The 22,223-nt window shown below is 66.1% G+C and carries 17 protein-coding genes; 14 read left to right on the top strand and 3 right to left on the bottom strand.

Going from position 1 to position 22,223, the window contains the following annotated elements:
* Nucleotides 1-171: 171 nt before the first annotated feature.
* The 4 genes from U1839_RS10970 to U1839_RS10955 are packed head-to-tail and all read left to right on the top strand — an operon-like array spanning nt 172 to nt 5,169.
* Nucleotides 172-1,902 (top strand): IlvD/Edd family dehydratase, encoded by a 1,731-nt coding sequence (locus U1839_RS10970; protein ID WP_443030607.1) that lies wholly within the window; start codon nt 172-174, stop codon nt 1,900-1,902.
* 17 nt (nt 1,903-1,919) lie between these two features.
* The gene (locus tag U1839_RS10965; protein ID WP_332803673.1) at nt 1,920-3,077 is read left to right on the top strand and encodes an aldose epimerase family protein; all 1,158 of its coding nucleotides are present in this window, start codon (nt 1,920-1,922) and stop codon (nt 3,075-3,077) included.
* Between the two features lie 14 nt (nt 3,078-3,091).
* On the top strand, nt 3,092-4,231 hold the full coding sequence (locus tag U1839_RS10960; RefSeq protein ID WP_332803672.1) for a glycoside hydrolase 5 family protein: 1,140 nt from the start codon (nt 3,092-3,094) through the stop codon (nt 4,229-4,231).
* A gap of 11 nt (nt 4,232-4,242) precedes the next feature.
* The gene (locus tag U1839_RS10955; RefSeq protein ID WP_332803671.1) at nt 4,243-5,169 is read left to right on the top strand and encodes a family 43 glycosylhydrolase; all 927 of its coding nucleotides are present in this window, start codon (nt 4,243-4,245) and stop codon (nt 5,167-5,169) included.
* Here U1839_RS10955 and U1839_RS10950 read toward each other — a convergent pair whose 3' ends face one another.
* The gene (locus U1839_RS10950) at nt 5,170-5,892 is read right to left on the bottom strand and encodes a FadR/GntR family transcriptional regulator (RefSeq protein WP_332803670.1); all 723 of its coding nucleotides are present in this window, start codon (nt 5,890-5,892) and stop codon (nt 5,170-5,172) included.
* Nucleotides 5,893-6,101: 209 nt separating this feature from the next.
* Between U1839_RS10950 and U1839_RS10945 the strand changes: the two genes are divergently transcribed.
* The 8 genes from U1839_RS10945 to U1839_RS10910 all read left to right on the top strand — a co-directional run bounded on the left by U1839_RS10945 (nt 6,102) and on the right by U1839_RS10910 (nt 14,542).
* Nucleotides 6,102-7,721 carry a sodium/sugar symporter gene (locus U1839_RS10945; protein WP_332803669.1) on the top strand — a complete coding sequence of 540 codons (1,620 nt, stop codon included), beginning with the start codon at nt 6,102-6,104 and terminating at the stop codon, nt 7,719-7,721.
* Between the two features lie 7 nt (nt 7,722-7,728).
* Nucleotides 7,729-8,604 (top strand): 2-dehydro-3-deoxygalactonokinase, encoded by an 876-nt coding sequence (locus U1839_RS10940; protein ID WP_332803668.1) that lies wholly within the window; start codon nt 7,729-7,731, stop codon nt 8,602-8,604.
* Entirely contained in the window at nt 8,601-9,242 is a 642-nt protein-coding gene (locus tag U1839_RS10935; RefSeq protein WP_332803667.1) for a 2-dehydro-3-deoxy-6-phosphogalactonate aldolase, read from the top strand. The genes U1839_RS10940 and U1839_RS10935 overlap by 4 nt, the downstream gene beginning before the upstream one ends.
* A complete protein-coding gene (locus U1839_RS10930) occupies nt 9,226-10,716 on the top strand; it encodes a tryptophan halogenase family protein (protein ID WP_332803666.1) in 1,491 nt (496 codons plus the stop codon). Before U1839_RS10935 ends, U1839_RS10930 begins: the two co-directional genes overlap by 17 nt.
* On the top strand, nt 10,709-12,157 hold the full coding sequence (locus tag U1839_RS10925; RefSeq protein ID WP_332803665.1) for a tryptophan 7-halogenase: 1,449 nt from the start codon (nt 10,709-10,711) through the stop codon (nt 12,155-12,157). The genes U1839_RS10930 and U1839_RS10925 overlap by 8 nt, the downstream gene beginning before the upstream one ends.
* A gap of 506 nt (nt 12,158-12,663) precedes the next feature.
* The gene (locus U1839_RS10920; RefSeq protein ID WP_332803664.1) at nt 12,664-13,128 is read left to right on the top strand and encodes a hypothetical protein; all 465 of its coding nucleotides are present in this window, start codon (nt 12,664-12,666) and stop codon (nt 13,126-13,128) included.
* On the top strand, nt 13,128-14,333 hold the full coding sequence (locus U1839_RS10915) for a CoA transferase (RefSeq protein ID WP_332803663.1): 1,206 nt from the start codon (nt 13,128-13,130) through the stop codon (nt 14,331-14,333). Before U1839_RS10920 ends, U1839_RS10915 begins: the two co-directional genes overlap by 1 nt.
* Entirely contained in the window at nt 14,330-14,542 is a 213-nt protein-coding gene (locus tag U1839_RS10910) for a hypothetical protein (RefSeq protein WP_332803662.1), read from the top strand. The genes U1839_RS10915 and U1839_RS10910 overlap by 4 nt, the downstream gene beginning before the upstream one ends.
* Before the next feature lie 55 nt (nt 14,543-14,597).
* Here U1839_RS10910 and U1839_RS10905 read toward each other — a convergent pair whose 3' ends face one another.
* Together U1839_RS10905 and U1839_RS10900 are read right to left on the bottom strand one after the other, a co-directional pair.
* Complete coding sequence (locus U1839_RS10905) at nt 14,598-15,761, bottom strand: hypothetical protein (RefSeq protein WP_332803661.1); 1,164 nt, start codon at nt 15,759-15,761, stop codon at nt 14,598-14,600.
* A 217-nt stretch (nt 15,762-15,978) separates the two neighbouring features.
* The gene (locus U1839_RS10900) at nt 15,979-16,368 is read right to left on the bottom strand and encodes a hypothetical protein (RefSeq protein ID WP_332803660.1); all 390 of its coding nucleotides are present in this window, start codon (nt 16,366-16,368) and stop codon (nt 15,979-15,981) included.
* Nucleotides 16,369-16,555: 187 nt separating this feature from the next.
* Here U1839_RS10900 and U1839_RS10895 point away from each other — a divergent pair, with 187 nt between their 5' ends.
* Together U1839_RS10895 and U1839_RS10890 are read left to right on the top strand one after the other, a co-directional pair.
* Nucleotides 16,556-17,122, top strand: a complete 567-nt coding sequence (locus U1839_RS10895) for a GAF domain-containing protein (RefSeq protein WP_332803659.1) — start codon at nt 16,556-16,558, stop codon at nt 17,120-17,122.
* 13 nt (nt 17,123-17,135) lie between these two features.
* Nucleotides 17,136-22,133 carry a PAS domain S-box protein gene (locus U1839_RS10890; protein ID WP_332803658.1) on the top strand — a complete coding sequence of 1,666 codons (4,998 nt, stop codon included), beginning with the start codon at nt 17,136-17,138 and terminating at the stop codon, nt 22,131-22,133.
* The last annotated feature ends 90 nt before the right edge of the window (nt 22,134-22,223 follow it).

Here is a 22,223-nt window from a genome sequence, read left to right as displayed (position 1 = left end):
ATATCAAGCCGGCGAATTCACCGCGACGCCATGATCGATGGCGCGACGGGCGCAGCGGAGGGGCCTTTGAGCGAGACGAAGAGCGACGGGATCGAACAAGCGGGTCGCAAGGCACCGACCCGCCCGGCGTTGCGTTCGCGGGCCTGGTTCGACAATCCGGGCAATCCCGACATGACGGCGCTCTATGTCGAGCGCTATCTCAATTACGGTCTCAGCCTCGAAGAGCTGCAGTCGGATCGCCCGATCATCGGCATCGCCCAGACCGGCAGTGACCTCGTGCCCTGCAACCGCCACCACATCGTGCTCGCGCAGCGCGTCAAGGACGGTATCCGCGACGCCGGCGGCATCCCGATCGAATTTCCCACGCACCCGATCCAGGAAACCGGCAAGCGTCCGACGGCAGGTCTCGACCGCAACCTTGCTTATCTCTCGCTGGTCGAGACGCTCTACGGTTATCCGCTCGACGGTGTGGTGCTGACGATCGGTTGCGACAAGACCACGCCGGCGTGTTTGATGGCGGCGGCGACGGTGAATATCCCGGCAATCGCGCTGTCGGTCGGGCCGATGCTCAACGGCTGGCACAAGGGCGAGCGCACCGGATCGGGCACGATCGTGTGGAAGGCGCGCGAGATGCTCGCTGCCGGCGAGATCGACTATAAGGGTTTCATCGAACTGGTCGCCTCGTCGGCACCCTCGACCGGCTTCTGCAACACGATGGGCACCGCGACGACGATGAACTCGCTGTGCGAGGCGCTCGGCATGTCGCTGACCGGCTCGGCGGCGATCCCCGCGCCCTATCGCGACCGCCAGCAATGCGCGTGGGAGACCGGTCGCCGCATCGTCGAGATGGTCCAGGCCGACCGCAAGCCAAGCGACATCCTCACCCGCTCCGCCTTTCTCAACGCGATCCGCGTCAATTCGGCGATCGGCGGATCGACCAATGCGCCGATCCACCTCAACGCCATTGCCCGGCACGCCGGCGTCGATCTCACGCTGACAGACTGGGAGGCACACGGCGCCGACGTGCCGCTGCTCGTCAACCTCCAGCCTTCGGGCGACTATCTCGGCGAAGATTATTACCGCGCCGGCGGCGTGCCGGCCGTGATGGGTGAACTGTTCCGTGCCGGGCTGCTCGTCGGCGACGCGATCGCGGCAAACGGCCAGTCGGTTGCTACGAATGTCGGGACGGCGGAGATTGCCGACGAAGACGTCATCCGGCCCTTCGCGCGCCCGCTGCGCGCGGCGGCGGGGCTGACCGTCCTGTCGGGCAATCTGTTCAGCTCGGCGGTGATGAAGATGTCCGTCATCTCGCCGGAATTCCGCGCGCGCTACCTCGCCGACCCCGCCTCGCCGAATTGCTTCGAGGGCAAGGTCGTCGTGTTCGACGGGCCCGAGGATTATCACCACCGTATCGACGATCCGGCACTCGGCATCGACGATCGCACGATCCTGATCATGCGCGGGGCCGGCCCGATCGGCTATCCGGGCGGCGCCGAGGTCGTCAACATGCGACCGCCGGCCGCCCTGATCCGCGCCGGCGTGCATGCCCTGCCGTGCATCGGCGATGGCCGCCAGTCGGGCACCAGCGGCAGTCCGTCGATCCTCAACGCCAGCCCCGAGGCTGCCGCCGGCGGCGGGCTCGCGCTAGTGCAGACCGGCGACCGCGTGCGGATCGATCTCAACGCCCGGCGCGTCGACATGCTGGTCGACGAGGCGGAGATCGAACGCCGTCGTGCCGCGCTGGCGACGACGGGGGACACGCTTGCCCCGGCGGCGCAGACCCCGTGGCAGGAGATCCACCGCGATCTGGTCGGCCAGTTCGACACCGGTGCCGTGTTCGAGAATGCGGTGAAATTTCAGCGGATAGCCCAGACCAGGGGCCTGCCGCGCGACAGCCATTAATACGGGAGGACAGGGTCATGAAGAGGCACATCACGAAAGCGACGATCGGCGCGCTCGCCATGCTGGCTGGCGTCGCGGCCAGCCCGGCGCTGGCGGCGGAGGCGAAGCGCTCGAGCTTCGGCAAGCTGCCCGACGGGCGCGCGGTCCCGGCCGTCACGCTCCGCAACGCGCACGGCGTGTCGGCGACGATCATCGCCTACGGCGCCTCGCTGCAATCGCTCGTGATGCCCGATCGCGCCGGCAAGCGCGCCGACGTCGCGCTGGGCTATGCCGGGATCGACGACTATCTCGCCAAACCGCAATATTTCGGCGGCACGGTGGGGCGCTTCGCCAATCGCATCGCCAAGGGGCGCTTCGTGCTCGACGGCACGACCTATCAGACGCCGGTCAACAACGGCGTCAACTCCTTGCACGGTGGCACGGTCGGCTTCGACAAGGTGCTGTGGCAGGTGGTCGAGGTGAAATCCGGCCCGACCGCATCGGTCACGCTGCGTTATGTCAGCCCCGACGGCGACCAGGGCTATCCCGGGACGATGACGGTCGACGCGATCTATTCGCTCGATGAGAACAACGCGCTGACGATCGAATATCGCGCCACCACCGATCGCGCCACGATCGCCAACATCACCAACCACGCTTATTGGAACCTGTCGGGCGAAGGCTCGGCCAGTGGCGCGATGGGCACGCTGGTGACCATCCCGGCGGATGCCTATACCCCGACCGACAGCGGCGCGATCCCGACCGGCGAGATCCGGCCCGTCGCCGGAACGGTGTTCGATTTCCGCACGCCGCACGCGATCGGCGCGCGCGTCCGCACCGCCAGCGACGAGCAGATCGTGTTCGGGCGCGGTTACGATCATAATTGGCTCGTCGGCCGAAACGTGACGCCGACCCAGCACCTGATGGCACGCGCCTATGACCCCGCCTCGGGCCGCGGTTTCGAGCTGTGGTCCAACCAGCCCGGACTGCAATTCTATTCGGGCAATTTCCTCGACGGGACGAGCTCGGGGAAATCGGGCCACATCTACCGCGAGGGCGACGCCTTCGTGATGGAGCCGCAGATCTTCCCCGACACGCCGAACCGGCCGAAATTCGGCTCGGCGCGGCTCGCACCCGGCCAAGCCTATCGCAATGTGATGACCTATCGGCTGACCACCGGCCAGCGCGCCCGATAAGCGGAGACTTTTCGATGAACTACCGCATCCTGTTTTCCCTCGCCGCCAGCGCGGCGTTGTTCGCCGGCGCGCCCGCCGAGGCGCGCGACATGTGGACCAAGGCGCAGGCCAAGAGCTGGTATGATGCCCAGCCATGGCTGGTCGGGTCGAACTACACCCCCGCCAGCGCCATCAACCAGCTCGAGATGTGGCAGCCCGAGACCTTCGATCCGGCGACGATCGACAAGGAACTCGGCTGGGCGGAAAAGCTGCACATGACGACGATGCGTGTGTTCCTCCACAACATGCTGTGGGAGGATGACGCCAAGGGCTTCAAGCAGCGGATGGACACGTTCCTGACGATCGCCGCGAAGCACCATATCAAGCCGCTGTTCGTGCTGTTCGACAGCTGCTGGGATCCCAATCCCGTCGCCGGACCGCAGCATCCCCCGATCCCGGGCGTACACAATTCGGGCTGGGTCCAGGCCCCGGGCGCGGCGCGGCTGGCCGACAAGAGCCAGTATGGCAAGCTCGAAGGTTATGTGAAGGATGTCGTCGGCAGCTTTGCGCGCGACAACCGCATCCTCGGCTGGGACGTGTGGAACGAGCCCAATAATGGCGGCGGCGGCAATTACGCGCCCACGCCCGACAAGACCAAGCTGGTCGCCGCCCTGCTCGACAAGGTGTTCGACTGGGCTTTGTCGGCCGATCCGACCCAGCCGCTGACGTCCGGCGTGTGGACCGGCGATCATTGGGACAATGCGGCGACGCTCGATGCGGTCGAGCGGATCCAGATCGCACGCTCCGACGTGATCAGCTTTCACGACTATAGCTGGCCGGAGACCTTCATCGTGCGGGCGCGGCAGATGCTGGGCTATGGCCGGCCGGTGCTGTGCACCGAATATATGGCGCGCGGCAACGGCTCGACCTTCGACGGCTCGCTGCCGATCGGCAAGAAGCTCAACATCGGCATGTTCAACTGGGGGTTCGTTGACGGCAAGACGCAGACCCGGCTGCCCTGGGACAGTTGGAAAAAGCCCTATACCTATGAGGAGCCGCCGATCTGGTTCCACGAGGTGTTGCGCGCCGACGGCACGCCGTATCGCGTCGCCGAAACCGATCTCATCGCCCGCCTGTCGACCGCGCCGAAGGGCGTGGTGCCGCCGGCCAACTGAGGAGGCCGGCGATGCGCAAGACGACACTTCTCGCCGCCGCCGCGGCGCTGCTCCTGCCGGGTGCGGCCTCCGCGCAGGAAGTGAAATCGGTGATCGTGGGGGCCGATCCCGCCGCCGCCTATTTCGAAGGGCAGCTGTGGGTCGATCCCACCGGGCGGGGCGACAAGCTCGAGGCTTGGTCCTCGCCCGACCGCATCTCGTTCACCCGCGCCGGCGAATTGCTCGCGCTGAAGGATATCGGCTGGGTCAAGGACGACAAGCAGCCCCGGCATTATCTGTGGGCGCCCGACATGGTGGCGGCAGCGGGCAAATATTATCTCTATTACTCGGTCGGCCCGCAAAATCCGACGCCGAGCAGGCTCGGTGTCGCGGTGTGCGAGACGCCGAAAGGACCGTGCGTCGACAGCGGCAAGCCGCTGCTGACGGGCGGGAACGGCTTCGAGGCGATCGACCCGATGGTGTTCGTCGATCGCAAGTCGGGGACGCGCTACCTTTATGCCGGCGGCAGCGCGGGCGCGAAGCTGCGCGTCTTCACGTTGAAGCCCGACATGGTGACGATCGACCAGGAGGTCAAAATCGAACAGCCGCCGCTGTTCACCGAGGGCGTGTTCATGCACGAGCGCGGCGGCATCTATTATCTGTCGTACAGCCACGGCCCATGGAACACGGCCGGCTATGCCGTGCATTATGCGATGGCGCCCTCGCCGCTCGGCCCGTGGAAATATCGCGGCGTGCTGTTGCAAAGCGACAAGAAATATAAGGGCCCCGGCCATCACAGCTTCGTACAGGACCCTAAGGACGGTTCGTCGTGGATCGTCTACCACCGCTGGGAGGGCAAGAAGGGCGACGGGCCGTATGAAGACGACCGCCGTGTCGCGATCCAGCCGATAAGCTACGACCAATATGGGCAAATCGTGCCGATCAAGATGACGCCGTAATCAGCGGGCGCCGACCGCGGCTTCGCGGTCGGCCTCGACCTGCTCGATCAGCGAAAGGACATCGCCGATCAGATGCCGCATCGCCGTACGCGCCGCGTCGGGATCATGCGCCGCGATCGCGTCACGAACGGCGCCATGGTCGGCGACGCTCGCCGTGCGGCCCTTGATGCGATTGGTGAAGCGGATCGAGGTGCGCAGCGCGGTCATCACGACATCGCGAAACTGCGCGTAGAACGGGTTCTTCGAGGCCTTGAGGATCGCGACGTGGAAGGCGATGTCGGCTTCGAGCGGCTCGTCATTGCCCTGCTCGGCGGCCAGCATGCGCGCCAGGCCGGCATCGATCCCGCGCAAATCTTCCGCCCCGCCGAAGCGCGCCGCCAGCGCCGCCGCCTCGGGCTCGATCGCGACGCGCAACTGGTTGAAGTGGCGCAGCAGATCGACCGAGAATTTGCGCTCGAGCAGCCAGCGCAGCACGTCGGTGTCGAACAGATTCCAGGTGGCGGGAGGCTGGACGATCGTGCCCTGGCGTGGCCGCGCGCTGAGCAGGCCCTTGGCGGTCAGCATCTTGACCGCCTCGCGCGTGACCGAACGACTGACGCCGTGCGCCTGTGCGAGTTGTGCCTCGGTCGGAAACGGCTGATCCTCATAGCGGCCGGTGACGATTGCCCGGCCCAGGCTGTCGAGCATGCCGTAGGTCAGATTGCGTCCGAGCGCGGGCCGCATCTCGCCGGGATCCATATCCTCAAAAGGGGAGCCACTCGCCATGTTTCGCCTGTCATCTTGGACCGTGTGTGCAACGATGCCTTCCTTACCCGCGATTTGCCCTGCTAGACAATGCGAATAAGTCATATAAATAATGCTACGACCGCGAAGACGCGGGGGCGGTCGAGTTTCGGCGAGTCGATCCGCCATGCCAGCCTGGGGAGTGACGCATGAGCCTTGCAACGATCGATGTCGCCGTCGTGATCGCCTATTTCATCGCGATCTTCGGCCTCGCGCAATATGTTTCGCGGGAAAAGGCCGGGCACGTCAAGGACACGTCGGATTATTTTCTCGCGTCCAAGTCGCTCCCATGGTGGGCGATCGGCGCCTCGCTGATCGCGGCGAACATTTCCGCCGAGCAGATCGTCGGCATGTCGGGTTCGGGATACGCCATCGGCCTGGCGATCGCATCCTATGAGTGGATGGCGGCGCTGACGCTGCTGATCGTCGGCAAGTTCTTCCTGCCGATCTTCCTCAAGAACCAGATCTACACGATGCCGCAGTTCCTCGAGCAGCGTTTCGGGCCGACGATCCGCACCGTGATGGCGGTCTTCTGGCTGCTGCTCTACGTCTTCGTGAACCTCACTTCGATCATCTGGCTCGGGTCGATCGCGGTGACGCAGGTCGCGGGGGTCAACCAGGATCTGGCGCTCGTCCTGCTCGGCAGCTTCGCGCTGCTCTACCAGATTCGCGGCGGGCTGAAGGCGGTCGCGCTGACCGACATCGTCCAGGTGACGCTGCTCGTCCTGGGCGGCCTGGTGATCGCCTTCCTGACCCTGTCCAAGATCGGCGGCGCCGGCGGCGTGATCGGCGGCTTCGGCGAGCTGGTGCACCGCGTGCCCGACCATTTCCACATGATCCTGTGGCGCGACAATCCGCACTACAAGGACTTGCCCGGGATCAGCGTGCTGGTCGGCGGGATGTGGATCGCCAATCTCAGCTATTGGGGTTTCAACCAATATATCATCCAGCGCGCGCTTGCCGCCAAGAGCCTCGCCGAGGCGCAGAAGGGCGTGGTGTTCGCCGGCTTCCTCAAGCTGCTGATGCCGGTCATCATCGTGCTGCCGGGCATTGCCGCGCTGGTGCTGGCGCCCAACCTCGCCAAGCCCGACCAGGCCTATCCGACGATGATGGCGCTGTTGCCGACCGGCTTGCTCGGCCTCGTCTTCGCCGCGCTGATCGCCGCGATCGTCGCCTCGACCGCCTCCAAGATCAATTCGATCGCGACGATCTTCACGCTCGACATTTATGCCAAGTTCGCCAGCGTCAAGGCGCGCGGCGACGCCGGGACGGACACCCCCGCGCATGAGCAGCAGCTGGTGCGCGTCGGCCGCATCGCCGCCGTGGTCGCGATCATCCTGGCGATGGCGACCGCGCGCCCGTTGCTCGGCAGCCTCGACCAGGCGTTTCAATATATCCAGGAATTCTCCGGCTTCGTGACGCCGGGCATCACCATCATCTTCCTGCTCGGCCTGTTCTGGCCGCGCGCGACCGAAGGCGGCGCGCTGGTCGGGGCGATCGCGTCGGTCGTGCTGAGCTTCATCTTCTGGTTCCCGGCGAGCGCCGGGGGCTCGGCGATGCTCAACGCCATTCCGTTCATGAACCGGATGATGATCGTCTTCTTCGTCGCGCTCGCGCTGGCCGTGATCGTCTCGCTGCTGCAGATGCCGCGCGCGGGCAGCAATCTCATCACGATGAAGGGGGTGAGCTTCCGCACCTCGATGGGGTTCAACATCGCCGCCGCGCTGATCATCGCGATCCTGATCGCGCTCTATGCGACGTGGTGGTGAAGGCGCGGTGACGGCTTTCCCAGGCAGCTTCATCGCAGTCGATTGGGGCACGACCAATCGGCGGGTGTTTCGTATCGAGGATGGCAATGTGGTTGCCACCTCGCGCGACGGCCAGGGCGTCACCAGCCTGACGCGCGACGCCTATCCCGCCGAAATCGCCGCGATCCGCACCCGCTTCGGCGACCTGCCGATATTGCTGGCAGGCATGGTGGGCTCGACGATCGGCTGGCGCGAGATACCCTATGTCACCGCCCCGGCCGGCTTCGCGGCACTGGCCGCGGGGCTTGGCTGGATCGATGCGCGGACCGCGATCGTGCCGGGCGTTTCGCTGCTGACCGACAGCCACGCCGATGTCATGCGCGGCGAAGAAGTACAGCTGCTCGGCGCGGTCGCGGCGGGGATGGCGCCCGCCGACAGCCTGTTGTGCCAGCCCGGCACGCACTGCAAATGGGTGCGCATGGTCGGCGGCGACATCGCCGACTTCACGACCGCGATGACCGGCGAGCTGTTCGCGCTGTTGCGCGGCCACGGCCTGCTCGCATCGCAATTGACCGCCGACGTGACCGCGGGAAGCGCCTTTCGCGACGGCGTCGAGGCGGGCAAGGCACGCGACCTCGCCGCGTCTTTGTTCGGCATCCGCGCCGCAAAACTGCTGGGACGACGCGATGACACGGATGCCGCCAGCTATGCCAGCGGCCTGCTGATCGGCAGCGATGTCGCAGCGCGGACCGGCGCCACCGGCGACGTGCACGTGCTGGCCGATCCCGCGCTCGGCGAACTTTATGCCATCGCCATCGCGGCGAATGGCGGCAAGGCACACATCGTCGACAGCCACGCCGCCTTCGTTGCCGGCATCATCACGCTGGGAAAGCACATCACATGACTGCCATTGCCGATTTCGATGCCGCCTTTGCCCGCTGTCCGCTGGTCGCGATCCTGCGCGGGGTGCGGCCCGACGAGGTCGAAGCGATCGCCGACGGGTTGCTCGACGCCGGCTTCACGCTGATCGAGGTGCCGCTCAACTCGTCCGATCCGCTCGACAGCATCGCGCGGCTGGCGCGGCGCTGCGACGGGCGCGCCGTGGTCGGCGCCGGCACCGTGCTGCGCGTGGCCGATGTCACGGCGGTCCAACAGGTCGGCGGCACGATGATCATTTCGCCCAATGCCAATCTCGACGTGATCAGGGCGACTGCTGCAGCGGGTCTCGTCTCGCTGCCCGGCATCGTCACGCCGAGCGAGGCATTCGCCGCGCTGGATGCCGGTGCGACCGCGTTGAAGCTCTTTCCCGCCGAGGGGGCCAGCCCGGCCGTGCTCAAGGCAATGCGCGCGGTGCTGCCGCGCGATGCCCGCGTTCTCCCCGTGGGCGGCATCGCGCCCGACACCATGACGCCCTGGCGCAAGGCGGGTGCCGCCGGCTTCGGCCTGGGCTCGGCGCTCTACGCCGTTGGCATGTCGGCAGATGAGGTCGCCACGCGGGCACGCGCCTTCGTCGCCGCCTGGGCCGATGTCGCGACCGCGTAAACGCGTCGTCGTCGTCGGCGGGGGGACCGCCGGCTGGATGGCGGCCAGCGCGCTGGCAAAATTGCTGCCACACGCCTGTAGTGTTCAGCTGGTCGAATCCGCCGAGATCGGCATCGTCGGCGTCGGCGAGGCGACCCTGCCCCATCTGCGTGCGTTCATCGAGACGCTCGGCCTCGACGAGGCCGCGTTCATGGCCGCGACGCACGCGACCTACAAGCTGGGCATCGACTTTCGCGATTTCGGCAAGATCGGCGACAGCTATCTCCACCCGTTCGGCGACTTCGGCCGTCCACTCAATGGCATCCCCTTCTTCCAATATTGGTTGCGCATGCGCGGCGCGGGCGCCGGCGACCTGTTCGACTATTCGCCGTGCAACGTCATGGCAGCGGCCAACCGTTTCTCCCGCCCGTCGGCGGATCCCGCATCGCCCTTCGCGCATATCAGCTATGCCTATCAGTTCGACGCGACGCGGTTCGGCCCTCATTTACGCGGTCATGCCGAGACGCTGGGCGCGACGCGCACCGAGGGGAGGATCGTCTCGGTCGAACGCGACGCGCTGAGCGGCGACGTGGCGGCGCTAATTCTCGCCGATGGCGCCCGGATCGAGGGCGACCTGTTCGTCGATTGCTCCGGGTTTCGCAGCCTGTTGCTCGGCGATACGCTGGGCGAACCATGGGAGGACTGGTCGCACTGGCTGCCGTGCGATCGCGCCGCTGCTGTCCCTTGCGCATCCGCCGGCGCGACGATCGAACCCTATACCCGCGCGACCGCGATGCCGGCCGGCTGGCGCTGGCGCATCCCGCTGCGGCACCGCGTCGGCAATGGCTATGTCTATACCAGCGCGCATCTGTCGGACGATGCCGCGACCGCCGCGCTGCTCGGCGCGATCGAGGGTCCGGCACTGGCCGACCCGCGTATCCTGCGCTTCCGTGCCGGGCGGCGCCGCCGCAGCTGGGTCGGCAACGTCATCGCGGTCGGGCTGGCGTCGGGCTTTCTCGAGCCGCTCGAATCGACCAGCATCTATCTCGCCCAGGCGGCGATCATGGAATTGATCGCGCTGTTTCCGCTCGATCGGATCGAAGCGGCCGACCGTGAGGCGTTCAACACCGCCGTCGATTACGAATATGACCGGATCCGCGATTTCCTGATCCTCCATTATCACGCGACGACGCGCGACGACTCACCCTTCTGGGATCACGTCCGCACCATGACGGTGCCCGATTCGCTGCACGACAAGCTCGCCCTTTTCCGCGCCGCCGGCCGCGTCGCGCGCTACGATCGAGGGCTGTTCTTCGAGCCGAGCTGGATCGCGGTGATGGTCGGACAGGGCGTGCTACCGGCCGGCTGGGATCAGCGCGTCGATGCGGTCGACGCGGCGGCTTTATCGGGTGCCATGGACCGGCTCCGCACCCGCATTGCCACAGACGTCGCGACCATGCCCGATCACGCGGCGGTATTGGCGCGACATGGCTGACCCTGATCGCGCGATCCGTTCGGTCGTGGTGCTGGGCAGCGGCATCGTCGCCCTGTCGGCGGCGCTGGCGTTTCGACACGCCCTGCCCGGGATCGCCGTCACGGTGGTCGAGACCCCTTCCGATCCCGCTGCGCTGGCCGACCGGATGACAACGGCATGGCCCAGCATCGCGCGCTTCCACGACAGTATCGGATTGACCGAGCGCTCGGTGATCGCGGCCGGCGCGGGGACACCCTTGCTCGGCACTCGGTTCATCGATCCGGCCTCGGAAAGGCCGCCGGCGTTCGTCGTCCACGGCCAGTATGGCGTCCCGATCGGATCGATACCTTTCCATCAGTTGTGGGCGCGCGGCTGGCGCGCCGGAACGGCGCTTCCATATTCCGCGCACGCAACCGCCGCCGTGCTTGCCGCTGCCGGCAAGTTCGTCCACCCCGAGGACGACCCGCGCTCACCGCTTTCGACCTATGACTATGGTCTACGGATCGATCCGCTGCGATATCGCGCGCTGCTCGCGGCGCGTGCCGATGCGGTCGGGATTATACGTTCGGCCGGCGTTTTCGCGGGGATCACCCGACGCGCCGATGGCCGCGTCGCGACGCTGGCGCTTGCGGATGGACGGCAGATCGCAGCCGACCTGTTTATCGATGGCGCGGGCCCCGACGCGCCCGTGCTATCGCAGCTCGGCGTGCAACTGACCGCCTGGACCACCAGCTTGCCCGACGCCGTCACGCTCGCACGCGGCCCGGCGACGACACTCGGTTCCTGCGATACGATCACAGCGACACCGGCCGGCTGGGCGTGGGCGGTCGGGCTGGGCGATCGCGAATTGCGCGGCCTCGCATTCCACGCTGACAGCGGGCTCGACATCGGGTCCCGGCTTACCGGCGCTGACCGCGAGGTGGTGCAGCTCCGGCCCGGCTGGCGCGATCCGTGGTGCGAGAATGTGCTGGCGATCGGCGACGCAGCAATGTCGGCCGCGCCCGTGCCCGGCTTCCATCTGCATCTGGTCCATCTGGCCATCGCGCGCGCGCTCGATCTGCTTCCCGGCCGCGACTGCGCGGCGCGCGAGGTCGGCGAATATCGCCGCCGGGCGTCGCTGCAAGCCGAGCGGCTGGGTGACTTTCTCTGCCTGTTCCAATCTTCCTTGCAACCGGACACCCTTACCGAGGGTCTCGCAGACACGATCGACCATTTCGTTCGCCGCGGTCGGTTCGTGCCAGGCGATGAAGATGCGTTCGGCAAGGACATGTGGATTGCTGCGCTGATCGGCCGAGGATTCGTACCGCAAGAAAACGCCTTGGCGGAGGCGGTCGATTCCGAGCAGGCCAATGCGTTGCTGGAGGACCTTTCGCGGGGGCTGGCGTCCGTTCCGGGCCAGTTGCCGGACTATCCCAGCTATCTTCAAAACTGGTCCCGACAATCGGAGGATCGACGGCGGTGACGCCTGCAGCGTCGTTCACGCCTCATCGCCCGGGCATCGCCGGAAATCGCACGAGATGCCCGACAATCCGATTGCCGAACTCGATGGTCCACTCGACGCCCGACTGCGACTGCCGCGCGTCGATGCTCAAGACGTGGCTGCAGGACGGAACGTCTCGCTCACTCGATTGAAAACTCGTCTCCTGGCTTGGCAAGCAGCGCATTCCGCGACCTTGTGCGTTGATCCATGATATGCAATTTAGTTAGTCCTCTTTCGACATGTTCTAGCCGATCGTCGTTCTAAGATGCGCTATGCCAATGATATTTTGCGTACAAAATGGAAAGCCTGACAGAGGCTCTCTGGCTGTTGATCTGCGATGGAAAATGGATTGAACGATACCGGCGCCATGCATGCGGAGATGACGCTGCGAATGCTCGCCCGCGGCCAACAAATGGTTCGCGCTGGGCCTGGGCGGGCTTGCCAAGGGCGAGCACGCGGCGGCGAACTGGGACGAGGACGCGCTGACCATGGCGGTCGAGGTGGCACGCGATTGCCTGACCGGCGTGGCCCGCGCGACGGTGCGCGGGCTGACATTGGCCTCCACCATCTTGCCCTTTGCCGACCGGCTCAATGCCGGGGTGGTCAGGGAGGCACTGGCGCTCAGTGATGATGTCCGCGCGTCGGATGCGAAGGGGAGCCTGCGCGCCGGAACCAGCGCGCTGCTTTCGGCGCTGGACGGCGGGCGGACCCAGCTGTGCATCGCCGCCGATCTGCGCAAGGCGCGACCGGCATCGGAAGGCGAGTTGACGAAGGGCGACGGCGCGGCCGCGATGCTGGTCGGCACAGGTGAGGTGATCGCGCGGGTGATCGCGACGCACAGCGTCCCGGTCGACTTCGTCGACCCTTTTCGCGGCACGGGCAGCGATTTCGATTGCAGCGCGCCGATCAAGAACGTGTCGGCGGTGGCGATCGTCGCGCTGGCGGGCGCCTGATGTATCAGCTGCTGTCCGGCCTCATTGTGATCGAGGCCTCCTCGTTCGTCGCCTCGCCCACCGCGGGGCTATATCTCGCGCAGATGGGCGCCGAGGTGATCCGCATCGACCAGACCGGCGGCGGGCCCGACTTTCGCCGCTGGCCGCGCGGACCGAGCGGCTTCAGCCTCTATTGGGAAAATCTCAACCGGGCCAAGAAGTCGGTGGCGCTCGACCTGTCGCGACCCGAGGGGCGCACGCTGATGCAGCGGCTGGCGGTGTCGAGCGGGCAGTTCATCACCAACTTTCCCGTCGACGGGTTTCTGGCGCACGACACGCTTGCCGCGCTGCGCCGCGATCTCGTCACCGTGCGGATCATGGGGCAGGCCAATGGCGGGCCCGCGCTCGACTATACCGTCAATGCCGCGGTCGGCATTCCCGGCATGACCGGCCCGGCCGAACTGGGCGACGAACCGGTCAATCATGTTTTGCCGGCCTGGGATCTGCTGACGGGCTCATACGCCGCCTTCGCGATGCTTGCCGCGATCCGGCATCGCGACGCGACCGGGCTGGGCCAGGAAGTCCGCATCCCGCTGGCCGATGTCGCGATCGGCACGGTCGCCAATCTCGGGATGCTCGCGGAAACCGTTCTGGAAGGGCAGGACCGTGCGCGGCTCGGCAACACGGTCTATGGTGCGTTCGGGCGCGACTTCACCACCAAAGATGGCGCGCGGCTGATGCTGATGGCGATCACGCCGCGTCAGTGGAGCGGCATGGTCGAGGTGCTCGGAATCGCGGCGGAAGTTGCGGCGATCGAGCAGGCGCGCAGCGTTTCCTTCGCAAGCGACGAGGGCGTTCGCTTCGCGCACCGCGACGCGCTGTTCCCGCTGGTCGAGGCGCGGGTCGCAGCATGGGACCGGGCGGCGCTGGAGGCGGCGCTGACCGCAAAGGGCGGCTGTTTCGGCTTTTACGGCAGCATGACCGCGGCGGCGAATGATCCCGTGCTGGTGACCGAGAATCCGATATTCGGGCGAACCGACAATCCGAGCGGCCTCGATTATGCCGCGCCGGGGCCGTTCGCTACCTTGCCGTCGGCGGTGCGCGGGGCACCGGTGCGGGCGCCGCGACTGGGCGAGCATAGCGGTGAAGTGCTCTCGCGCCTGCTCGGGATGGGCGATGGCGAGATCGGTGCACTGGCATCGGAGGGCGTGATCGCGCTCGGGTGACCGTCGATGCCGGCGATTGCATGATCTTCGCCACGGGCTTCGACTTCGGTAATTCCTATGGCGCCTCCGCGCAGCAACAGGGCCATCCGATTTACGGGCGCGGCGGCATCTCCCTGGCGGACGAATATTATGGTGGCGGCCCGATCGCCTTCGATGCCCTGATCCGTGACTGGCGGGCTGACGGCCTCAAGGGATTGACGATCGACTGACCGCCGCAGAGGCAACGCAGCGGTTCCGATTTCGCCGGACGCGGAACGCAGTGTTTCATTGCGGCGCCGCCGCCAGAACGGCGTCGAGGCGCGCAAAGCCGGCCGCCCAGCGCGCCGGATCGACCGGACGATCCAGTCGCGCCAGCAGGTCCGACGCCGTCAGTGCCGGATCGTCGGGATCGAGCAGATTGTTGGCGACGTGAAAGGCGAACCAGATCCGTGCCGCTGCCTGGTCGGGGCGGTGCGCCGTGCCCGCGGCCACATCGCCCAGGAAGGTTGCGAGATCGGCATAGGCGTTCAGCCAGGCGCCGGTTCGGAAGCGCGATTGGCGCAGCATCGGCGTGCCGAGGAAGCCGGCGAGCGCATAGACCTTCGAATCGCCGATCAGCATGCCATCGGCGGCGCGCGCCAACGCCATTGTCGCGCTCTCGCCATCCGGGCTGGCGCCCGCGAGCAACCGCATCTGCGGATGCGCCGCGATCTCGGCTTCGAGCGCGCTGTTGTCGATATGCTGTTCGTTGAGCGGGTGGTTGGTGACCGCGACGCTAAAGCGATCGTCGATCCGCTCGGCCAGTTCGGCAATCAGCCGATGGTTCGGCGTCGCGCCGACGCGGTGCATCGGAAAGAAGTTTTCCTCATGCTCATATTCGAGCGGCAACGCGAGCAGCGGCCGATCAGCCGGAAGCGGGGCCCATGAACGCAGCGGCGTGATTGCGTCGACGCCGCCCGTCAGCGTTTTCCATAGCGGTGCGATCAGCCGATCGAGCACATCGCGCTGATCGCCGTCCAGCGGCGGCAGCAGGCCGTGATCGAACGGCTCCTCCTGCAGGACGATCCAGTCCGCTGGTATCGCGAGCGGCGGCGCACCGCCCTCCATCATGTGGCGAACGACCCCGGGAAAGGCGCGGACCGTCTCGCAATCCGCCGACCGGCACAGCACGTAATCGGGCGCGAGTGCGCGAGCGAAGGCCACGATGCCCGCGCGATCGCGGGGCTCGGTCCGCATCGTCGGGTGGCCATCACCATCGACGATATGCCACTTCACCTCGGTGAGGTCTGCCACCGAATCGAGCTCGCGCGGCCCGATGCCGGTGCCCTGCCAGGGGACCGGCGCGAGGACATGAACCTCATGCTCGCCCGCCAGGCAACGGATCAGCGGCGCGACGATATGGTCGAACCACCAGGGGGTGATCACCGGCAGGTAGAAGAGTATCCTCAAGCGGCGCCCCAACTTCGATGATTGATCACGGTCTCAGCATTGCCCGCCCCGCCATCGGCGGCGCGGGCCCGCGCGTTCATCCCGATCGGTCCCGGGAATTGCCGCTGCTCGAACATTATAGCGCGCCGCCCGTCGCAGACGGCTGGCCGTGACCAAACTACCCCGGCGCGACCCGGATGGCGGACGAGAGCATCGCCGCCGTGGCGAAGTTCCCGCTTCAGCGCCGGTCCGCACCGTCGCCGGGCTGAAACCATTGCCGCACGATCCGCTCGGCATCGATTGCTTCGAGATCACCCGACGCGCAGCGTATCCACAGCGCCGCTCGCTCCGCCGGCAGGTATGACATCATTCCACAGGCAACAAAGATCAGCGGACCCTTGCTAACCGCCTCGCTGCGGGCTCCTTCGGCGAAATCGGCGTTGTCGGATCTTCGTCGGAAGAGTGTTGCCGATTGCTTTATTATTAGCACGTTACTACTCTCGACTACGACAACAGGCAGCAGATATTGCACCGATTTTGTACTGCACCCAACTCGGGGAAGTCCCGTAGCAAGCCCAGCGCGTCGTTCGCGCCAGGTGAAATCCCCGTGGCCGCAGGACAACTTCATCAATGCTGCTTGTTCAAGACAGCCAGGACTGGCAATGCCCGGGGGAATCGTCGCGCTTGAATCGATGCACCAAGCATTGATCCTCTATACTGGACCATGCGCGGTGCGCCGGCGGACGACACATCTCTCGGCCGGCACCCAAAGCCATCGCCGCCGACAGGCGATTCGATCTTGCAGGTGACGTTCAATGTATAGCGTGACGGACGAAACTGAACGACTGCAATCGTTGCGCGGTTATCGCCTGCTCGATACACCGAACGAGCCGGAATTCGACGCGATCGTCCGCGCCGCCGCGGACGCGCTCGATGCCCCGATCGCGCTGATTTCGCTGATCGACGAGAACCGTCAATGGTTCAAGGCACGCGTCGGCCTCGATCTCCAGGAGTCGCCCCGGTCGATCGCATTTTGCGCGCACGCGATCCGCGGGCAAGAAACCATGGTTGTTCCCGACGCTACCCGCGATGGTCGCTTCATGAACAATCCGTTCGTCGTGAATGATCCGTCGATACGCTTCTATGCCGGCACCCCGCTGGAAACCGCCGAAGGGCACAGGCTGGGGACCCTCTGCGTCATCGACAGCAAGCCGCGCGACGTGTTCGCGGAGGATCAGCGCCAGATCCTCGAAGATCTGGCGCGACAGGTGATGGTTGCGCTGGAGCGGCGCAAGCATCGCTTGGCGACCACATCGGACACACCGCGCTCCGACGACATGATCGAGGCGCATGACGCGGCGGAATCGCCGACGCGCGATTGACGGATCGCGAGCCATGACCCGTAGCCGAGACCGTGCCCCGACGCCGGCACACATAAACACGCTGGCGTCGATGAGTCGGATCTGGCTGTTCGCCCTGGCCTATGCCGTCGCGGGCTGGCTGGGGCTGCGGCTGGCTGTGCCGCCCGGCTATGCGACGCTGATCTGGCCCGCCTCGGGCCTCGCATTGGCTGGCCTGCTGCTCTTCGGTCGCTACCTGTGGCCCGGTATCCTGCTGGGCTCGTTCGTGGTCAACGCGGCGATCGGTCACGTCGTCGATGGCGAGGGACTGCAGGCGCTTGCCGCCGTCAACGCGGTCGGCATCGCGATCGGCTCGACCTTGCAGGCCATACTCGCGCACCGCCTGATCCGGCGCCGCTTTGGCGAACCGATCGCGATCGCGCGGCCCGGCGATGTCGCATGGCTTGCGCTGATCTCGGGGCCCCTGGCCTGTGTCGTCGCGGCGACGCTGGGCGTTGCCACACTCCGCGCGACCGGCACGATGCCGGCAGCGTTCGCGCTGCGCAACTGGCTGACCTGGTGGGCCGGCGACATGATGGGCATCGTCATCGTCGTCCCGATCGCGCTGCTGAGCCCGTGGCGACGGGCGAAAATGACGTGGCGGGGCCAACCGGTTGCGACCCTCACGGCGACGATGGTGCTCGCGATGTTCGTGCTCGTCGGCGCCACGCTTGCGGCCTGGAAGATCACCAGCGTCACTACCTATCAGCGCAATCTCGCCACGTTCGAGGCGGTGGCGGCGGACAATGAACAGGCGCTGCTTCACCGGCTCGATTCGTACCGGCAAAGCCTCGACGGCGGCGCAGCGCTGTTCGAAGCATCGGACGACGTGTCGCTCGCCGACTGGAAGGCCTATATCGACGTTCTCGATATCCGCGCGCGGCTGCCCGGGATCAACGGGATCGGCTATGTCGAACCGGTCGAACGATCGCAGATCGCGCAGTTTCTCGCGCAAGCCAGTTCCCATGGGGTTTCTCATCTGAAGCTTCATCCGGACACGGGCAAACACGACATCTTCGCGATCACCTATATCGAGCCGGTTGCAGCCAACACCGCCGCGGTCGGCCTCGACATCGCCTTTGAAGCCAATCGGCGCGATGCCGCGATCCATGCGCGCGACTCCGGCAAGGCGACCATCACCAGGCGCATCTTCCTGGTACAGGATACCCACCAGAGCGCCGGCTTCCTCCTCCTGCGGCCGGTCTACCGACTTGGCCAGCCACTACGCACCGTTGCCGAGCGGCGCGCCGCCTTTCGCGGATGGATCTACGCGCCGTTCATCGCGCCGCGATTCATGGCCGGGCTTAGCGCGAGCCAGGGGCAAAATCTCGAGATCTCCGTTTATGACGGCGCGGGCATTGCGCGCGAAAACACGATCTACACGAGCGCCGAAGCGGCTCGCACGAGCGCGCCCGCCTATTCCGTAACGCACACCTTGCCGGTGATGGAACAGCGCTGGACGATCGTGTGGAACAGCACGCCGGCATTCGAAGGCAGTGTCGGAACCAGCGAACCCCAGCTGATCCTGTTCGGCGGGATCGCGCTGACACTTGCATTCGCCCTTCTCTTGCTGTCGCATTCGCGCCGCGCCGCCTATATTCACCGCCAGGTCGAGTTCAAGACGCGCGAGGTCGCCGCACGCGAATTCGAGAATCGCTCGATCGTCGACACGGCAATGGTCGCGATCCTGCTGCTCGACGGCGATGCGCGAGTGATCTCCGCGAACAAGACCGCAAGCGAGATCTTCGGCCGATACGAACCGGCGCTGCTCGGGGTCGACATCCGAACGCTGATGGCGGGAGACGGCGGTCAGGACGAGCCCACCAGTCTACCGCAGGGGATCGTGCGGATCCATCGGCCGGATGGCGGCGAGTTGTTCGTCGATGTCCAGTTCAATCGCTGGGTCAATGAAGCAGGCGAGGATCGTAGCACCGCGATCCTGCGTGACGTGACCGCGAGTAGGCGGATGACCACCGCCCTCGCCGACGCCGAGCGGCGATGGAAATTCGCCATCGAAAGCGCCGACATGGGCGTGTTCGACATCGACCTCGAGACCGGCGAAACCTTCGTTTCCTCGACCTGGCGGTCGATGTTCGGATACCCCGACGGCAGCGTGGTACGGCCGCAAAGATGGCTCACCGACCGCCTCCATCCCGACGACCGCGATCATGTCCTCGCACAATTCGCCGCCTGCGCGCGGGGACAGCTTGCGAAGGTCGAACTCGAATACCGGATCCGGGGCGCGGACGACGGCTGGCAATGGACCCGTGCCATGGCGGTGGCGACGGTGCATCCCGAAACCGGCGTCCGTCGGATGGTCGGAACGCATACCGACATCACGAGTCTGCGCGAGGCGGTCGACGCGCTGCGCGACAGCGAGCAGCGCTTCGGCGCACTCGCCGGACTGTCGCCCGCGGGCATCTTCCGCACCGATCCCTTCGGGTTCTGCACCTATGTGAACGACGCCTGGCTCGGTATCTCGGGGCTTGATGCCGCGTCCGCGCTTGGCGCCGGCTGGGTCGATGCGATCCACGCGGACGACCGCGCTTCTGTCCATGAAACCTGGATGGAGGCGATCGGCAACGGCAAGCGCTTCCGCGGAAGGTTCCGCTTTCACCGTCGTGGCGAAAGCCCGCGTTGGGTCGATCTGATGTCCGCGCCCGAGGTCGAGGATGGCGGCACCATTGCCGGCTTCATCGGCGTCGCGATCGACGTCAGCGAGCAGCACCGCGCCAATGCGGCCTTGATCGAGAGCGAGCGCCGCTTCGAGGCGCTGGCGAACCTGGCACCCGCCGGCATCTTCCGCTCGGACGCGAACGGCAAGTGCACGTACATCAACCCGATGTGGCTCCGAATGTCGGGTTTGACCGCAGTACAGGCCGTCGGCGACGGCTGGGGTACCGCGGTCCACCCGGATGACGTGGAGCGCGTCGCGCGGACCTGGGCCGAGGCCGTGGTCCGCCGCGACACCTATCGCGACGAATATCGCTGGCTTCACCCCGATGGGCATTGCACCTGGGTCGATGTCCTTGGTGGGCCGGAACTGGCCGCCAATGGCGATTTGCTGGGCTTCATCGGCGTAACGCTCGACATCACGGATCGAAAGCATGCCGAAGGCAAGCTTGCCGAGCGGGACGCGCAGCTTTCGCTGCTCGCGACGCATGCAACCGACGCCATTCTGCACCTCGATCTGACCGGCCGTTGCATCTACGCATCGCCATCGAGCCGCGACGTGCTGGGCATCGACCCGAAGTACCTGGTCGGGCACGCCATGCTCACGCGCTTCCACCCGGATGACGAACAAGCCGTGCTGGATGCGTACGCCAGCCTGACGTCCGGGCGAAACGAACGCATCGTCGTGGCGTACCGCTCCGAGCGGCACGGTTCGCCCGGTGACTATGTGTGGCTCGAAGCGAATTCAGGCGTGGTGCGCGACGCCGTGACCGGCGATCCGAAAGAGGTGATCTCGTCGATCCGCGATATCACCGATCGCAAGACCCTGGAGCTGGCCCTGCTGGAGGCGCGTGTCCGCGCAGAGGTGGCCGCCGCGGCGAAAGCGGAATTCCTGGCGAATATGAGCCATGAGATACGTACGCCGATGAATGGCGTGATGGGCTTCACCGAATTGCTGCTCGACAGCGAACAGACCGAAGAGCAGCATCGCTATACACAGTTGATCGCGGATTCCGGTCGGGCCATGATGCGGTTGTTGAACGACATTCTCGACATCTCGAAGATCGAATCGGGCAAGATGGGAATAGCCAGCGAACCGTTCGACCTGCGTCACAAGCTCGACGGTTGCATCAAACTCATGGAGCCCGTCGCCAGCGCCAAGGGCGTAGCGCTCACCCTCACGGTCGATCCGAACTTGCCCAATGTCGTCGTCGGCGATCCGCTGCGCGTCCGGCAGATCGTGCTGAACCTGCTCGGCAACGCGCTGAAGTTCACCGACCGCGGCAGCGTTCGCGTGGACGTGATGCTCGATCCGGACACCGAAGCGACGATGCGGATCGATGTCACCGACTCCGGTATCGGGATTCCGGCGGATCGCCTCGAGGTGATCTTCCAGCAATTCGCGCAGTCGGACAGTTCGACCGCGCGCAAATATGGCGGGACGGGCCTCGGCCTGTCGATCAGCAGCGACCTGACCAAGCTGATGCACGGCACGTTGACGGTCGAAAGCGAAGTCGGCGTCGGCACGACCTTCACGCTCCGCCTGCCCTTCGCCAGTGGACCCGACACGCCCGCCGTGCCGACCGTCGACGAGGGAGAGGCTCGGCTAGCTGCTCCTGACAGGCGCGCGACACCGCGCGTGCTGATAGCCGAGGACCATGACATCAACCAGGAACTGATGCGCACGATGGCCGCGCGCGCCGGCATGGACGCCGACATCGCCGACAACGGCCAGCAGGCCATCGAGATGGTGGCCGTCGCTGCGGCGAGCGGAAGGCCTTACCAACTCGTTCTGATGGACGTCCAGATGCCGGTCGTCGACGGGCTGGAAGCGACGCGGCGCATTCGCGCCGCGGGATATGACGCAAAGTCGCTGCCGATCGTCGCGCTGACGGCGAACGCCTATGCCGACGATCGGAAAGCGTGCCTCGAAGCGGGAATGCAGGCGCACCTCGCGAAGCCGGTGCGGCTGCGCGATCTGGCGGCGGTCCTCACCGACTGGGTCGCGGAAGCCCCGACTGCAGAAGTAACGCATGCCGTCCGGGGACCGTCCAAAGCGCTCCGCGACCGATATGACGCGCGCAAGGCGGAGACGCTGGCCGCGCTGCAAGCACTGATCGCGCGAGCGGCATGTACCGACGCGGAATATGACGAGATCGAGTCGATGCTGCACAAGCTTGCCGGCACCGCCGGCATGTTCGGCGAAGCGGCGCTGGGGGATGTTGCGTCAGGATTGGAAAACGAAATGCGCCATGGGTCCGGCGCGGATCGGCTCACGCTGCTCAGACACGTCTCCGAAGCGCTCCATTGCGCGGCCTGATCGAACGCCACGCTGCGCGTTGGGGACGATTGCGCACGCTGCGATGGTGTAAAATGCCGGCGCCTGGTGGGCAAGCGGATGCCGGCAACC

It is taken from the genome of Parasphingomonas halimpatiens (assembly GCF_036663795.1).
In the GTDB taxonomy this organism is placed as follows: domain Bacteria; phylum Pseudomonadota; class Alphaproteobacteria; order Sphingomonadales; family Sphingomonadaceae; genus Sphingomonas.
The sequence above is the reverse complement of the archived record's forward strand: the minus strand, read 5'-3'. Positions and strand labels throughout refer to the sequence as shown.

Excerpts from the sequence above, each read along its gene's own strand:
- U1839_RS10895 (WP_332803659.1), top strand. The coding sequence starts at position 16,556 with ATGTATAGCGTGACGGACGAAACTGAACGACTGCAATCGTTGCGCGGT.
- U1839_RS10960 (WP_332803672.1), top strand. The coding sequence starts at position 3,092 with ATGAACTACCGCATCCTGTTTTCCCTCGCCGCCAGCGCGGCGTTGTTC.
- U1839_RS10925 (WP_332803665.1), top strand. The coding sequence starts at position 10,709 with ATGGCTGACCCTGATCGCGCGATCCGTTCGGTCGTGGTGCTGGGCAGC.
- U1839_RS10965 (WP_332803673.1), top strand. The coding sequence starts at position 1,920 with ATGAAGAGGCACATCACGAAAGCGACGATCGGCGCGCTCGCCATGCTG.
- U1839_RS10890 (WP_332803658.1), top strand. The coding sequence starts at position 17,136 with ATGACCCGTAGCCGAGACCGTGCCCCGACGCCGGCACACATAAACACG.
- U1839_RS10945 (WP_332803669.1), top strand. The coding sequence starts at position 6,102 with ATGAGCCTTGCAACGATCGATGTCGCCGTCGTGATCGCCTATTTCATC.
- U1839_RS10970 (WP_443030607.1), top strand. The coding sequence starts at position 172 with ATGACGGCGCTCTATGTCGAGCGCTATCTCAATTACGGTCTCAGCCTC.
- U1839_RS10920 (WP_332803664.1), top strand. The coding sequence starts at position 12,664 with ATGGCGGTCGAGGTGGCACGCGATTGCCTGACCGGCGTGGCCCGCGCG.
- U1839_RS10900 (WP_332803660.1), bottom strand. The coding sequence starts at position 16,368 with ATGAAGTTGTCCTGCGGCCACGGGGATTTCACCTGGCGCGAACGACGC.
- U1839_RS10915 (WP_332803663.1), top strand. The coding sequence starts at position 13,128 with ATGTATCAGCTGCTGTCCGGCCTCATTGTGATCGAGGCCTCCTCGTTC.
- U1839_RS10955 (WP_332803671.1), top strand. The coding sequence starts at position 4,243 with ATGCGCAAGACGACACTTCTCGCCGCCGCCGCGGCGCTGCTCCTGCCG.
- U1839_RS10950 (WP_332803670.1), bottom strand. The coding sequence starts at position 5,892 with ATGCGGCCCGCGCTCGGACGCAATCTGACCTACGGCATGCTCGACAGC.
- U1839_RS10935 (WP_332803667.1), top strand. The coding sequence starts at position 8,601 with ATGACTGCCATTGCCGATTTCGATGCCGCCTTTGCCCGCTGTCCGCTG.
- U1839_RS10930 (WP_332803666.1), top strand. The coding sequence starts at position 9,226 with ATGTCGCGACCGCGTAAACGCGTCGTCGTCGTCGGCGGGGGGACCGCC.